Below are 13795 nucleotides of genomic sequence, written 5' to 3' on the forward strand. Positions count from 1 at the left end.
AAAAAGAAGTGCATTCCTGCTATGGATATGCACTTTTTTCTTACTTCATTACATATATAATCCGCCGTTAATGTTTAATTGTTGACCTGTGATATACGCACCGTCACGGCATAGGTATACTACACCTTTTGCAATTTCATCAGCTTGACCAAAACGTTTTTTCGGGATTTTTGCAACGATTTTTTGACGTACTTCTTCTGGTACTTCTGCTACCATTTCAGTATCAATAAATCCTGGGCAAATAGCGTTTACAGTGACATTTGTTTTTGCAAGTTCTAACGCTAACGATTTTGTAAATCCTAGCATACCTGCTTTTGCTGCTGAGTAGTTTGTTTGGCCAAATCCACCTGCTTGACCAATAATAGAAGAAATGCTAATAATCCTTCCTTCTTCCGCTTCAGTTATGTATGGAAGAACCGCGCTTGTCGTATTAAATACGCTACTTAAATTCACGTCAATTACGCGCTCCCAATCTTCACGATTTAACTTTTTGAATGTACGATCTCTTGTAATACCAGCATTATTAACAAGAATATCAACTTTACCAAAATGATTCACAGCTTCTTCTACAAGTCGGTTTGCATCTTCTACTTTAGAAACATCCGCTTGCACTGCATAAACGTCATGTCCGTCTTTTCCTAATTCGTTTACTAAGTTTTCAGCTGCTTCTTTACTGCTATTATAGTTAATAACTACTTTTGCTCCCTCTTGTGCTAATGCTACTGTAATCGCTTTTCCAATTCCTTTTGCTCCACCTGTTACGATTGCTACTTTTCCATTTAATTGAACCATTTCTTTTCCCCCTTAAATGAATTTGTGAACGATTGTTATGAATCATTTTGGTACTCATACTATAGAGTCCATATATAATTATGTTTCGCTGTTTATACGTGAAAAGAGATTCTCCCTCTCTCTTTTATCTGTTATAAACAAGCGCTTTTATCATTTTTTATTTTCTGGCTTATTCGCAGGCTTTACCTCTTCTTTTACAGGTACTTGTAGTTTAGCTAGTACTGCATTTTGCTTTTCTAGCAATTCTAAAATTTGATCTACTTTTGTTTCAAGCATACGAATATCTTGTTTTACTTTCGTTACATCACGCTTTAATGTAGGAGCTTGTCCTAAAGAATCTACTTTTTCCTCTAGAAACTCCTCAATGTTATCTACTTTATTTTCTAAGTTAATAACTAGCGTAGCTACTCTTGCGATATCCTCTTTCGTCGGCACATTTACTTGTTCTAAATAGTTTTTTGTCGTATCATTTAATGCTTTTTGATAAAACAAATTCAAATCTAGAACGCTGCCCATCCAAGCAGAATATTCTTCTGTTTTAATTGTTTCATTGAGCGCTTTTCCCCAAAATGTTTCGGTTTGTTCATAAGCATTTTTCCATGCTTGTAGTGGATCGAATTTTTGATCAATCACTTTACCTACACTCCCTTTTTCGTTTTTGAAACAATTCAACCTATTCACTATTTTCTAATATTCTGAATAAAACTTCAAGTCTATATTTTATTTTTTTCTATTTTCTAACAAATGTGTTGACTTTAAAAACAGATAGGTGTAAATTGCACTTATAAACAAAAAATTCCATCTAACTGATTCATGAGGTGATGCACAATCATGCTACAAAATGAACCAGAACAACGCGAAAGTTTGGAAAGCAACCAAGCGAAACAACCAAACTCCATGCCAAAAAACTTCTTAGTTCCCTTCTTACTTCTCTGTCTAAAAGACTGGAGTCTTCATGGTTACAAACTTATTCAAATGCTAATGGATATCGGCTTTTCTTCTGTTGACCAAGGTAATGTTTATAGAACACTACGCAAATTAGAAAAAGAAAACCTTATTTCTTCTACTTGGGATACAAGCGATGGAGGGCCGGCAAAAAGAATTTATTCTTTAACTGAATATGGAGAGCAATATTTAACAACATGTGCGACTTCTTTTGAACATTATCAAAATATGTTGCGAACGTTTTTCACATTATACACCAATGCTTTCTTTCCATTTTCTACTTCTCCAGAAAAGGATGAAAAGGATTCTTCATCTTCACCTGGTGGTACAGCAGAGTAATCTGCGTTCACAATATGCAAAAAAACATTTGGAGGTCAAATAATGGAAACTAAACCATACGAATTAGTCGATGCATTTTGGAAAAACTGGTCTCAATCACTTTCCCTTTTCTCTTCAGCTGGGAAACAATTAGAGCAGCTTACTTTAGAAACATTAAAACAACAACAAGACGCTTTGCATAAATTAACATCAGGAGTAGATGAACTAGAAAAAGAACTACAACAACTCACTGCTCAGTTCAACAACCAATATACAGATTACGTGAAACAATTAACTGGAAACTCCTTAAATGATCAAATTAACGAGTGGCAGGACAAATGGAAGGAACTTTCTGCTCATATGCATCAACTTACTGTTTCTCCTACAAAAACATCTTTGTCAATTCTTACACAAACAAGCGGTCAATTTGAAGAAACAACAAAACAATTTATTGAGCAACAACAATTACAACGTGAAGAGGCTCAAAAACAGTTAGAGGGTTTTTTGGAAGAGTTCAAGTCAAAACAGTTGGAACTCGCAAAAAAGTTCGAGGAAAACTCAAAAAATCTATTTACTTCCATCAAGTAAGAAAAATGTGGGAGCTAACTGCAGCACAAACAAAACTCTTTCTTCCTCCTACTACATCAAGATGGCTGGCATTTTTCGATATGGAAAAGAAGGAGGACAAAATGAATCCATTCCAAGAAGCACAAACCGTCCCGGAGCTTCGTTATGATGAGATTCAAGTCGGTGATCAAGCATCCCTTACAAAAACAATTACAGATGAAGATGTTATCAATTTTGCAAAATTGACTGGGGATGTGAATCCTATTCACATTTTAGACTCTTTTGCAAAAACGACAATGTTTAAAGAACGCATTGCCCATGGTATGCTCGTTTCGAGTTTTATTTCTACCATCCTTGGAACGAAACTCCCAGGCAAAAATACGATTTATTTATCCCAAAATGTTTCATTCCGTGCCCCTGTCAAAATCGGTGATACACTTCGCGTTGTGGCAGAGGTTATTAAGAAGCGTGACGATAAAAAAATCATTACGTTGCAAACAAATATATATAATCAATCGGATGATATTGTCGTGGAAGGTACAGCGACAATACTAAAAAAAGAGTAGCAAATTTGCTACTCTTTTTTCTATCCAATAACTTCTAATCACACCGATTACTTCCGCGTATGAGCACGCCGGTTCCACATAAAATAACAGTACCAATTCAGATAAGTACTTATCTGGACTGGATTACTCATAAGGATGTGTATCATCATGGCAAAAACAAACAAATTACTAGTTCCAGGTGCTGAACAAGCACTTGATCAATTTAAATATGAAATTGCACAAGAATTCGGCGTAAGCTTAGGGTCTAATACAGCATCTCGTTCTAACGGATCAGTTGGCGGTGAAGTAACAAAACGTCTTGTTTCTTTAGCTCAACAACAATTACGCGGATAATAATATAACATATGGCTTAGAGGCAGATATTCTCTGCCTCTTTCTATTTTTCACATACATAATCGGACTTTTTCACATACTAGTAAGAGCAAACAGAAAGGAACGATATATAACATGAAACGGATTAACATTCGTATGAGTCCTCCCCGCGTTCTTACTTTGTCTTTTATCATGTTATCAATTATAGGTACATGCTTATTAAAGCTTCCAATCGCTACAACAACGTCTATTTCATGGCTCGATGCTTTATTTACAACAGTTTCTGCCTGTACGGTTACAGGGCTTGGTGTTGTGGACACTGGAAAAGTATTTACTTTGTTTGGCCAATGTGTCATTTTAACGCTTATACAAGTTGGCGGACTTGGTATTATGAGCTTTGCTGTCTTAATTGCGATTATGCTCGGCAGAAAAATCGGTCTTCAAAATCGTATTTTATTACAACAAGCATTAAATCAAACGAATATAGGCGGCGTCATCCGTCTTGCCAAAGCATTATTTTTATTCTCTTTTACAGTCGAATGTATCGCTACTTTAATTCTTTCTTTTGAGTGGGTACCAAAATACGGGGTTACCAAAGGGATCTATTATAGTTTTTTCCATTCAATCTCAGCCTTTAACAATGCTGGTTTTTCTGTGTGGAGCGATAATTTAATGTCCCATTCTCATAGCATTATTGTCAATTTCGTCATTTCCTCTCTCATCATTTTAGGTGGAATTGGTTTTACAGTGATCGTAGACATAAAAAGAAAGAAAAACTTTAAAAACCTTACACTACATTCAAAACTTATGCTCTCTTCTACTCTAATCATCAACATTATTGCTACCCTTTTTATTTTTATATTCGAGTTCCATAACTCTCTTTCTATGAGAGGTTTTACCCCATTTGAAGAAGGAATGGCCTCTTATTTCCAAGCAATTTCAACACGAACTGCCGGGTTTAATACAGTTGATATTTCTACATTGTCAAAACCTTCCCTGCTATTAATGATGCTACTTATGTTTATTGGTGCTGGTAGTGCTTCAACGGGTGGGGGGATTAAGTTAACAACATTTTTAATCATATTTTTTGGTGTATTTAAATTTTTACAAGAACAAGAAGATATTGTCGTATTTAAAAAATCCATTAAAGATACTCTCATTGTCAAATCATTAACCATTACTATTATTTCTATTTCATTTATCTTTTTTGCTATTTTAATTTTGAGTATTACTGAACGAGTTCCTCTATTGATGAGTGCTTTCGAAGTATTTTCAGCATTTGGGACTGTTGGCCTCAGTATGAACTTAACACCCCACTTAACTATAATTGGAAAAACGATTATTATTTTTATGATGTTTTTTGGGAAAATGGGTCCTTTAACATTGGCATTTTCATTTGCTCGTAAAAAGAACCGAAAAATAAAATATCCGAATGAAGATATTTTAACAGGTTGACAACCGTATAAATTATCCATATAATGAGAATACAATAACATATCTCCAAAGGGGAGTAGCGTCCAAGAATATATCTTGGAAACAAAGTCGTCATTACGTAGAACTTAGTTCTTCCGGCTTTGTTGGCATTTTTATTACATATGTCTAGCAAGACCTTTGCCTATTAACGGCAGAGGTCTTTTTTGCATTCATTTCCAGATTCTTCCAAAATTAATAGGCAGGAGTATGGGGAAACTAAATAGTGGGGAAATTCTTCACTTATTTAGAAGTTATAGAGATGAGAGGAGAATGTACATGGATGTATCATTATTATTGGAGTATGGTTGGGTATTACTCATCCTAATTGCACTTGAAGGGATTTTAGCGGCTGATAACGCTCTTGTTCTTGCAATTATGGTAAAACATTTACCAGAAGAAAAACGAAAGAAAGCACTATTTTACGGATTAGCGGGGGCATTCGTTTTCCGATTTGGATCGTTATTTATGATTTCGTTCTTAGTCGATGTATGGCAAGTGCAAGCAATCGGTGCCATCTACCTTATGTTTATCGCTGGTAATCACTTATTTAAAACATATGTTAAAAAGAATACAGATGAAGAAACAGAAGAAAAAGAAGCAAAGAAAAAACAAGAGAACTTTTGGTGGACTGTATTTAAAGTTGAGGTTGCTGATATCGCCTTCGCAGTTGATTCAATTTTAGCTGCTGTTGCACTAGCAATGACTTTACCAAAAACAGGACTAGGTACAATTGGTAGTCTTGATACTGGGCAATTCGTTGTTATCTTTGTAGGTGGACTTATCGGATTAATCATTATGCGATTTGCAGCAACTGCTTTCGTACAAATCTTAAAACGTAAACCAGGGCTTGAAACTGCAGCATTCTTAATTGTAGGTTGGGTTGGTGTGAAGCTAGCAGTTTATACATTAGCACACCCTGCATTAAATGTAATTCCACATTCATTCCCAGAATCCACTCCGTGGAAGCTTACATTCTGGATTGTATTAGTCGGAATCGCAGTTGGTGGTTGGTTCTTCTCAAAAGAAGTAGAAGTAAAAGTGGAAAAGAATTTAGACGAAAAAGCGCTGTAATTACAGCGCTTTTTCTTTTTCCTTTCTTCCTCGCAATGTCCAGAAAAAATTCCATTATACTATCTTTTGTAAACGTTTTCTTAATGTATGTATGTCCTTTTTGTGAAACATTGCACAAACTCATTGAAAGTAGGAACAATTCCATGTACTTTATTCATATAAGGAGTATTTATAGAAGATTTACTAAAGGAGCGTATTACTCATGCTAGAACAAGGACTAGATTATGTTGTCAAACTGGCTAAAAGCAAAAAGAAAATACTAGATACAAACCCAATGCAATATTTCATTCGTGCTGCACTTGCTGGTATTTATATCGGTTTTATTATTGTACTATGTTTTAAATTAGGTAACTTTTTTCACATTGCAGATTCACCAGCAACTTATTTATCTGCCTCTATGTTTTTCGGGATTGCTCTCGTACTTATTATATATGGTGGTGCTGAATTGTTTACTGGGAACACAATGTACTTTACTGTCGCAACTTTAAGAAAAGAAACAACGATTTCTGATACACTTCGTAACTGGGTTGCTTGTTATGCAGGTAACTTAGCCGGCGCATTATTCTTTGCCTTACTATTTTACGCAACTGGAATTTTTGAAGCAATTGATCACGGTCACTTAATGAGTAAAGTCGTTGAAGGAAAGATGAATACACCTACGATGCAGTTATTCTTTAAAGCCATTTTATGTAACTGGCTCGTATGTCTTGCTTGCTTCTTACCTTCTCAGGTTAAAGGTGACACAGCAAAAATAATGGTGATGATGCTACTTGTTTTCACATTCTTCTTATCTGGTTACGAACATAGTATTGCAAACTTATCACTCTTTGCTTTATCTTTAGTTTCACCGCATCCTGAGACAATTTCTTTTTCAGGTGCTATTCATAACTTAATTCCTGTTACAATTGGTAACATTATTGGCGGATCAGTATTTGTCGGTATGGTATACCACTACTTAACAAAGAAAACGCCTGAAGTTCAACAGGAAGAAACTGAAATCGCAACAGCTCAACAAGAAGAGATTATTCCTTTACAAGCCCATATGAAACATTAAAAACTCCAAAGTTTTACTTTGGAGTTTTTAGCTACCCACGTATTTAACAACAAGGTGAGGAGTAATTTCTCCTTCTTCCTTTCCCTTATCCATTCTCTGTTTCATCTTGTGCATACCAATGACATCATTCGTATGAAAGTGAATTTCATTTACATATAACCCCTCTGTACAAAAAGCTTCTACAAAATCTAGTCCATTTTTCGCTCCCCATCCCATATTAAAATCAAGAGAAAGAATATTCACATCATAATCCCGAACCATTTGCAAAGCACATTCTACTGTAGTTGCGGGCACATACCCGAACGGGCAACTTCTTTGATCATCCATATATACGTTCATTTTCGATTCCCTCTCTAATTTGAATATGCGGCCAATACATAACATATTGCCCCGAGACTAATAAAAGGACCAAATGGAATTGGCTTTCGTACTTCTATACGTTTTAATCCGATACCAATCCCGAAAAAACAAAGACTAAAACAAGATGCTAAAAATAAAACGATAAAAACTCCTTTCACTCCTACTATAAATCCAAGTAACGAAAGTAGTTTTATATCTCCTCCGCCAATCCCTTCTGGATATATCTTTTGCATGCAATATAACAAAATAAATATAACACCACTACCAGCTATACTATCTGTCCAAGTAACTAATTGTACAAAAACACTTTCGAGAATGAGTAAAAAGGCAAACGAAATTAAAATACAATCAGGAATTAACATATATAAGTAATCTGTAACTGAAATAATAAGAAGTAGCGAAAAAAGGGATAAAATAATAATAAGCTCTCGTTCTATTCCAATCATATACACTGTAAGAAGAAATATACCTCCTGTTATACATTCAAATGCTACATACATAATTGGAATTTTCCTCTTACAATTCGTACAACAGCCTCTTTGTATATAAAATGAAATGATGGGGATTAGTTCTTTTGTCCTTAGCACATATTTGCAATAATCACAATGTGAACGCGGGGTAATAATAGAAGCACCTAATGGAACCCTCATCGCAACTAGCATAAAAAAAGAACCAAACACCATCCCTGCTAACAGTGCATATAAATAAGTGAACATCCCTTCCTCTCCTTTCCCAAAAAACATAGCAAAAAAAGGAGAGAACTTCTACTTCATATTATCCTTTATTCTACTAAAAAGCAGGCCATTTCCTGGCCTGCTTTCCCCTCTTTTATACGATGAAATAAACTGCTTTTAATGGTCCATGTACTCCGACAACAAGATTCATCTCGATGTCAGCCGAGTTACTTGGCCCTGTAATAAAGTTAATACAAGATGCCGCTGTCTCCCCATTTTCTACGCGTGAGTTCATATCCTGAACTGCTTGTGTAATACGAGGCACAAGTGTTTCACGTGGAATAATAGCAAAATATACAGTCGGTAAAAAGTGTAAAGAACGCCCTTGACCTTTATGACTTTGTACAACAATTGTACCAGATTCAGCTAATGTATAATCACTAAATGCAATACCAATATTCGCTTTTTCAGCTAAACGCATATTTTCGTCTTTTCTCTCTGGATCCCATACATTTACTTCAACATCTCGCTTTGGAAGTTCTTCTTTAAATAAAGATGTTAAACCATATGCATCAAAACGCGCATCTGCTGATAATAAAATAGGTCCCCCGCCGTTTTCCATGATTACTTTTTGAAGGTCTTCACCTAAACGGTCGTTTGTCGTTTCTACTACAGTTGTATGAATGTTTGTACATTGCTCTTTAAACACTTCTAGTAATTCTTCTTGTGAATAATCTTTTAACGTTTCTATATTCACATTACTTTTCCATACTGGACGCTCTACACCTTCTGTTTTACGCGCGCGCCCAAGTTCTTTTGCAATGTTATCTAGAAAGGCATCACGGTTTTGAATTAATCCTGTCATTATTTATCCCCGCCTTTCTTATGATCTTTATACCAATCACGGAATCGTTCTTTACTTGGAGCTGGGAATTCACGAATATCCGTCCAGTTTTTAAGTGGTCCAACACCTTTTGATACACGATTACCAGATGTAAATGGACTCATTGCCGCTGGTGCCATTTTTGAACCCATTTTATATAAAGCAGCTGAAGAAGCACCCATACTAAACATTTTCATAGCCAGTTTTTCTGCAAGTGGTGCACGACCTTCTTGCTCAACGATGACTTGACGATGTTTTAATAATAAATCATGCAATGGAATTTTTACTGGACAAGCTTCTGTACATGCTCCGCATAAACTAGATGCATAAGGAAGCTCTTTGTAATCATCATATCCACCTAGAAGCGGTGTTAATACCGCACCGATTGGTCCTGAGTAAATCGATCCATATGAATGTCCACCAACGTGACGATATACAGGACATACATTAACACAAGCAGCGCAACGAATACATTGTAATACTGAACGGAATTCAGATCCAAGAATTTGAGAGCGACCATTATCAACAACAACTAAATGAAATTCTTCAGGTCCATCAACTTCCTCTTCTTGAATTGGCCCCGCTACTGTTACATAACTTGTTAATTTTTGACCTACTGCACTACGACATAGTAAACCAACTAAAACATCTAATTCTTCCATTGTCGGAACCATACGTTCCATACCCATTACCGCTATTTGTGTTTTAGGAATTGACATAACAAGATCTGCATTACCTTCATTCGTTACTAAACAAAGAGAGCCAGTATTTGCAACAGCAAAGTTACAACCAGTTACACCAATTTCTGCATCCATAAATTTCTCACGAAGTTGTTTACGAACAAACTTTGTCATTTCATACGGGTCATCAGAATTTTCATAGCCTAGCTTTTCTTTAAATACATCGCGAATTTGCGTTCTATTTTTATGAAGTGCAGGTGCAATAATATGTGAAGGTGGATCGTTATCTACTTGCAAGATATACTCTCCTAAGTCACTCTCTAACACTTCACAGCCAATCTCTTCAAGCGCATGGTTCATACTGATTTCTTCTGTTACCATCGACTTTGATTTTACTATCTTTTTTGCCTGCTTCTTTTTTGCAACGTCTTGAATATACTTTGCTGCTTCCTCTTTCGTTTTCGCAAAGTACACGTGTCCGCCTCTTTTTGATACATTTTCACTTAACTGCATTAAGTAATAATCAAGATTTTCTAACGTATGTTGACGAATTTGTTCACCTAGTTCACGCCACTCTTCCCAGTTTCCTAGTTCATCTGCGGCTTTTAAGCGATTCGTATATAAACGCGTTTGTGCAGAAGATACTGCTCCGCGCATAAACGAATCTTGAATTCCATCACCAACGCGATCATTAAATTTTTTCTCACTGATTTTCATAGACATAGCTTATGTTCCCCCTTCATGAGCGACTATTCAGTACCTCAGCAATATGCATTACTTTTACTTCTTTTCCTAAACGCTCAATACGTCCGCCAATGTTTAACAAACACCCACAATCTGCACCGATTAAATAATCTGCACCTGTTTCCATTACACTATCTACTTTTTCGTCTACCATTTGCTCAGAAATTGGAGTCATCTTAACTGAAAACGTTCCCCCAAACCCGCAACAATTTTGCACGTTTGGCAAATCTCTCACAGTTAATCCTTTTACATTTGATAATAAAATTCCTGGTGCTTCTTTTATTCCAAGCATACGTGTCATATGACATGATTTATGGATAGTAGCGACCCCTGGTAAACTTGCACCAACATCAGTAACCTTTAAAACATCCACAATAAACTGTGTAAATTCATAAGTTTTATCAGCAACTTTTTGTGCACGTTTAGCCCACTTTGGATCATCTTTGAAAACATGTGGATACTCATGAAACATTGTCGCACAAGAACCAGATGGCGTAACAATATATTCTGCATCTTCGAAAGTTTCAATCATATGTTTCATTGCTTCTTTTGCTGCTTCTACATGGCCGCTATTATAAGCAGGCTGACCACAACAAACTTGCGCTTCTGGAAATTCAATTTCACAACCTAAACGCTCCAACACTTCAACCGTTGCTTTACCGACATTTGTTTCAAACATATCGACTAAACAAGTAACAAATAAAGTAACTTTCATAACTATTACTCCCCCTTTTTACAACTTCACCAACAAACATATGGTCATCAGATGACTTAGCAGAGAAGAAATAGGCTCAACCATGGCCTATCCTCTCCCTCTTCTAAAGAAAACGCTTACTTAATCTTTCTCTATTTTATCAGAAAATTAAATTTTTAAAAGATTAAATTACGAATTTATATCGTTTTTACCTGTGACAATATGTTCTACATTTGTTAAGTGATCTAGCATTGCTTGCTGCGCTAATTCTACATCTTGTTTTAACACCGCATCATATATAACTTGATGCTCTTCTATAAGTCGTTCTGATGTCGTTTGTTCACCATATAAAATAATGCGTCTTGATTCACCAATCGTTTCAGCAATCATCTCTGAAACATGATTCATGAGTTCAAGCAAAATGCTATTATGCGAAGACTCTGCAATTCCCATATGAAATTGAAAATCGGCTTTTTCGCCAGCCTTTTCATCTCCAATGCTCTTTGCCATTTCATCTAACCAATGTTTCATATTTTGTAAATTATCTTCCGTACGTTTTGCCGCCGCTACTCGAACTGCCCCCACTTCAAGCACCTTTCGTACTTCTAATAAATTCAAAATATCTTCTTTCTTCATTAATAATCTATTGTTTAATGATTTCGTTAATGAAGAAGAATCGAAGTTCTTCACATATGTACCTTCTCCTTGTTTCATCTCAATTAAGCCCATCGCTCTTAGCGCACTTAGCGCTTCACGAACAGCAGATCTGCCAACTTGAAACTGCTCAGCTAATTGATGCACAGGGAGTAGTTTGTCACCAGGTTTTAACGTACCATTTTTAATCATTGTTAAAATAGCTTCAGATACTTCTTCGTAAATTTTTTTCGGTTTAATAGATTTGTACTCCAGTTAAATCACCTCAGTATCTTCCAAACAACAATTGAAACGATTTATAAGAACTTTGCATCATAACTATTTTAGACCGAATTGATAAGAAGTACAAATGTTTTGTTCATAAAATAGTCAAATTTTCGATATTTATTACATATTAATTTATATTTTTACGTATAAAGTGAAACTTTAATCAGTGAGGGTTTTGTTCATCCCCCACTGATTATTAGCCCTCACCAATCGGGCTTTTACGGGCAGCAGTGCCTCTACCTAACTTCTTTGCTTCCGCTGAATTTTGAGGTGAGGGTCTTACTGACCGGCGAATAGCGGGATAAATATTTTCTTCAATATAAAGAACATGCCCTAAAAATTAGAACATGCCCCCCTCATCCTGTACATTCAGTTTAATAATAACCGTTGTTCCCTTATCTTTTTCACTTTCAATTTTCCACTGTCCACCATGTATATGAACAATTTGTTTCACAATAGCAAGGCCTAAACCTGTTCCACCATGTTGACGACTTCTCGCTTTATCAACTCTGTAAAAGCGTTCCCCAAGATTCTCCAAATGCTCTATATCAATGCCAATTCCTGTATCTTTTATTTTTAATTCACAGTAATCATCGATTTGCTCTAAAGTTATAACGATATTTCCTTTTTGATTTGTATATCGTATCGCATTATCTAACACATTATGAAGCACTTGTTGCATACGATCCTCATCAATCATGACAATGACCTCTGGATTTAAATTGGTTGAAATATGAATTTCCTTTTCTATAAACTTAATCTCATACGTATCTAATACGTCTTCAATCAGCTGTGAAAAAACGATAGGTTGCTTCTTTAACGGAAAGTGCTCACCTTCTAATTGTGCTAAGTCTAACAAGTCATGAACGAGACGCTGCATACGACCTGCTTCTTTATGAATTAGCTGAGTTACTTTTTCCTGCTGAGCTCCCTTTGCAACACCATCTAAAATAGCCTCGCTATACCCTTTTATATAACTAAGTGGTGTTCTAAGTTCATGCGAAACATTTGCTAAAAATTCCTTACGCTTTACATCTTCTGTTTCTAATGAATTTGCCATTTTATTAAATGCTTTTCCTAATCGTCCAATTTCATCCTCTGAAGAAACTGTAATCCGCTCCGAAAAATCTCCCGTAGCCAAATGATTTGCAACCCGCTCCATTTGCGAAAGTGGCTTCGTAATTGCAATTATAATTTTTCTTCCAACCCATATCGTAATTAAAATCATAGCAATTGCTAACGGTGCTAAAATAAGACCCATATCATAGATTAAATCTTTTATACTTTTTAAAGGAATATACGAATAGACAATTCCGACTAATTTTTTATTTTCCAATACAGGAATGACAACCCCCATAATATTACGGTCAAAATGTTCTTCATATCCTATTTTTGTCACAGTTTTCCCATCTAATAGCGTTTGCCTGTCTCCTTCACTTATAAGAGAATGATGATGCACATCAAAAGGCAAACATGCGCTTAAATCACGCGGATTAGATACGAAAATAACGTCTGAACTAGATATTTGATCAAACGATCTTACTTTCTCTTCAAAAGTTGATATTCCTTCACGCTTATCATATTGAGCAGCAAGACTTTTCCCTTCCATTACTAACGAAGTTTTTAAATTATCAACGTATAACTTTTCATACGAGTATAAAGATACGAAATAAAGAAAGGACACTGTTACACATACTGCACATACTACTGTAAGCCAAAGTTTTTGTACCATCGTAAACAT

The 13795-nt window shown here is 35.7% G+C and carries 16 protein-coding genes and 1 riboswitch; of the genes, 7 read left to right on the plus strand and 9 right to left on the minus strand.

Features of this window, described 5'->3' with window-relative positions:
- Positions 1-48 precede the first annotated feature (48 nt).
- Positions 49-792, minus strand: a complete 744-nt coding sequence (locus ACTFR8_RS07600) for an acetoacetyl-CoA reductase (RefSeq protein WP_000250407.1) — start codon at positions 790-792, stop codon at positions 49-51.
- A gap of 150 nt (positions 793-942) precedes the next feature.
- Positions 943-1425, minus strand: coding sequence for a polyhydroxyalkanoic acid synthase subunit PhaR (gene phaR, locus ACTFR8_RS07605; protein ID WP_003313087.1), 483 nt, complete (start codon positions 1423-1425; stop codon positions 943-945).
- Positions 1426-1623: 198 nt separating this feature from the next.
- Here phaR and phaQ point away from each other — a divergent pair, with 198 nt between their 5' ends.
- The 7 genes from phaQ (at position 1624) to ACTFR8_RS07640 (ending at position 7098) form a co-directional block, all read left to right on the plus strand.
- Positions 1624-2076, plus strand: a complete 453-nt coding sequence (gene phaQ / locus ACTFR8_RS07610) for a poly-beta-hydroxybutyrate-responsive repressor (RefSeq protein WP_000939955.1) — start codon at positions 1624-1626, stop codon at positions 2074-2076.
- 42 nt (positions 2077-2118) lie between these two features.
- Positions 2119-2643: a polyhydroxyalkanoic acid inclusion protein PhaP gene (gene phaP / locus ACTFR8_RS07615; protein WP_000448594.1), complete on the plus strand. Its 525-nt coding sequence runs from the start codon at positions 2119-2121 to the stop codon at positions 2641-2643.
- 101 nt (positions 2644-2744) lie between these two features.
- On the plus strand, positions 2745-3188 hold the full coding sequence (locus ACTFR8_RS07620; RefSeq protein WP_001067916.1) for a MaoC family dehydratase: 444 nt from the start codon (positions 2745-2747) through the stop codon (positions 3186-3188).
- Positions 3189-3335: 147 nt separating this feature from the next.
- A complete protein-coding gene (locus tag ACTFR8_RS07625) occupies positions 3336-3521 on the plus strand; it encodes an alpha/beta-type small acid-soluble spore protein (RefSeq protein WP_001140707.1) in 186 nt (61 codons plus the stop codon).
- Between the two features lie 114 nt (positions 3522-3635).
- Positions 3636-4955, plus strand: coding sequence for a TrkH family potassium uptake protein (locus tag ACTFR8_RS07630; RefSeq protein WP_000822340.1), 1320 nt, complete (start codon positions 3636-3638; stop codon positions 4953-4955).
- A 38-nt stretch (positions 4956-4993) separates the two neighbouring features.
- Positions 4994-5159, plus strand: a riboswitch (yybP-ykoY riboswitch).
- Positions 5160-5249: 90 nt separating this feature from the next.
- Entirely contained in the window at positions 5250-6044 is a 795-nt protein-coding gene (locus ACTFR8_RS07635) for a TerC family protein (protein ID WP_000383326.1), read from the plus strand.
- Positions 6045-6246: 202 nt separating this feature from the next.
- Positions 6247-7098, plus strand: coding sequence for a formate/nitrite transporter family protein (locus ACTFR8_RS07640; protein WP_000893029.1), 852 nt, complete (start codon positions 6247-6249; stop codon positions 7096-7098).
- A gap of 27 nt (positions 7099-7125) precedes the next feature.
- Here ACTFR8_RS07640 and ACTFR8_RS07645 read toward each other — a convergent pair whose 3' ends face one another.
- The 7 genes from ACTFR8_RS07645 to ACTFR8_RS07675 form a co-directional block, all read right to left on the minus strand.
- Entirely contained in the window at positions 7126-7437 is a 312-nt protein-coding gene (locus ACTFR8_RS07645) for a cyclic-phosphate processing receiver domain-containing protein (protein ID WP_001103761.1), read from the minus strand.
- A gap of 14 nt (positions 7438-7451) precedes the next feature.
- The gene (locus ACTFR8_RS07650; protein WP_003313093.1) at positions 7452-8174 is read right to left on the minus strand and encodes a prepilin peptidase; all 723 of its coding nucleotides are present in this window, start codon (positions 8172-8174) and stop codon (positions 7452-7454) included.
- A gap of 112 nt (positions 8175-8286) precedes the next feature.
- Positions 8287-8997: a LutC/YkgG family protein gene (locus ACTFR8_RS07655; RefSeq protein ID WP_000147183.1), complete on the minus strand. Its 711-nt coding sequence runs from the start codon at positions 8995-8997 to the stop codon at positions 8287-8289.
- Entirely contained in the window at positions 8997-10418 is a 1422-nt protein-coding gene (locus tag ACTFR8_RS07660) for a LutB/LldF family L-lactate oxidation iron-sulfur protein (protein WP_000061922.1), read from the minus strand. Before ACTFR8_RS07660 ends, ACTFR8_RS07655 begins: the two co-directional genes overlap by 1 nt.
- Positions 10419-10434: 16 nt before the next feature.
- Complete coding sequence (locus tag ACTFR8_RS07665) at positions 10435-11154, minus strand: (Fe-S)-binding protein (RefSeq protein ID WP_000869150.1); 720 nt, start codon at positions 11152-11154, stop codon at positions 10435-10437.
- 168 nt (positions 11155-11322) lie between these two features.
- Positions 11323-12012, minus strand: coding sequence for a FadR/GntR family transcriptional regulator (locus ACTFR8_RS07670; protein ID WP_254904472.1), 690 nt, complete (start codon positions 12010-12012; stop codon positions 11323-11325).
- A gap of 382 nt (positions 12013-12394) precedes the next feature.
- Positions 12395-13795, minus strand: a complete 1401-nt coding sequence (locus ACTFR8_RS07675) for a sensor histidine kinase (RefSeq protein ID WP_000494818.1) — start codon at positions 13793-13795, stop codon at positions 12395-12397.

Origin of the sequence: Bacillus cereus group sp. MYBK15-3 (assembly GCF_051916765.1) — a bacterium.
Taxonomy (GTDB): domain Bacteria; phylum Bacillota; class Bacilli; order Bacillales; family Bacillaceae_G; genus Bacillus_A; species Bacillus_A cereus.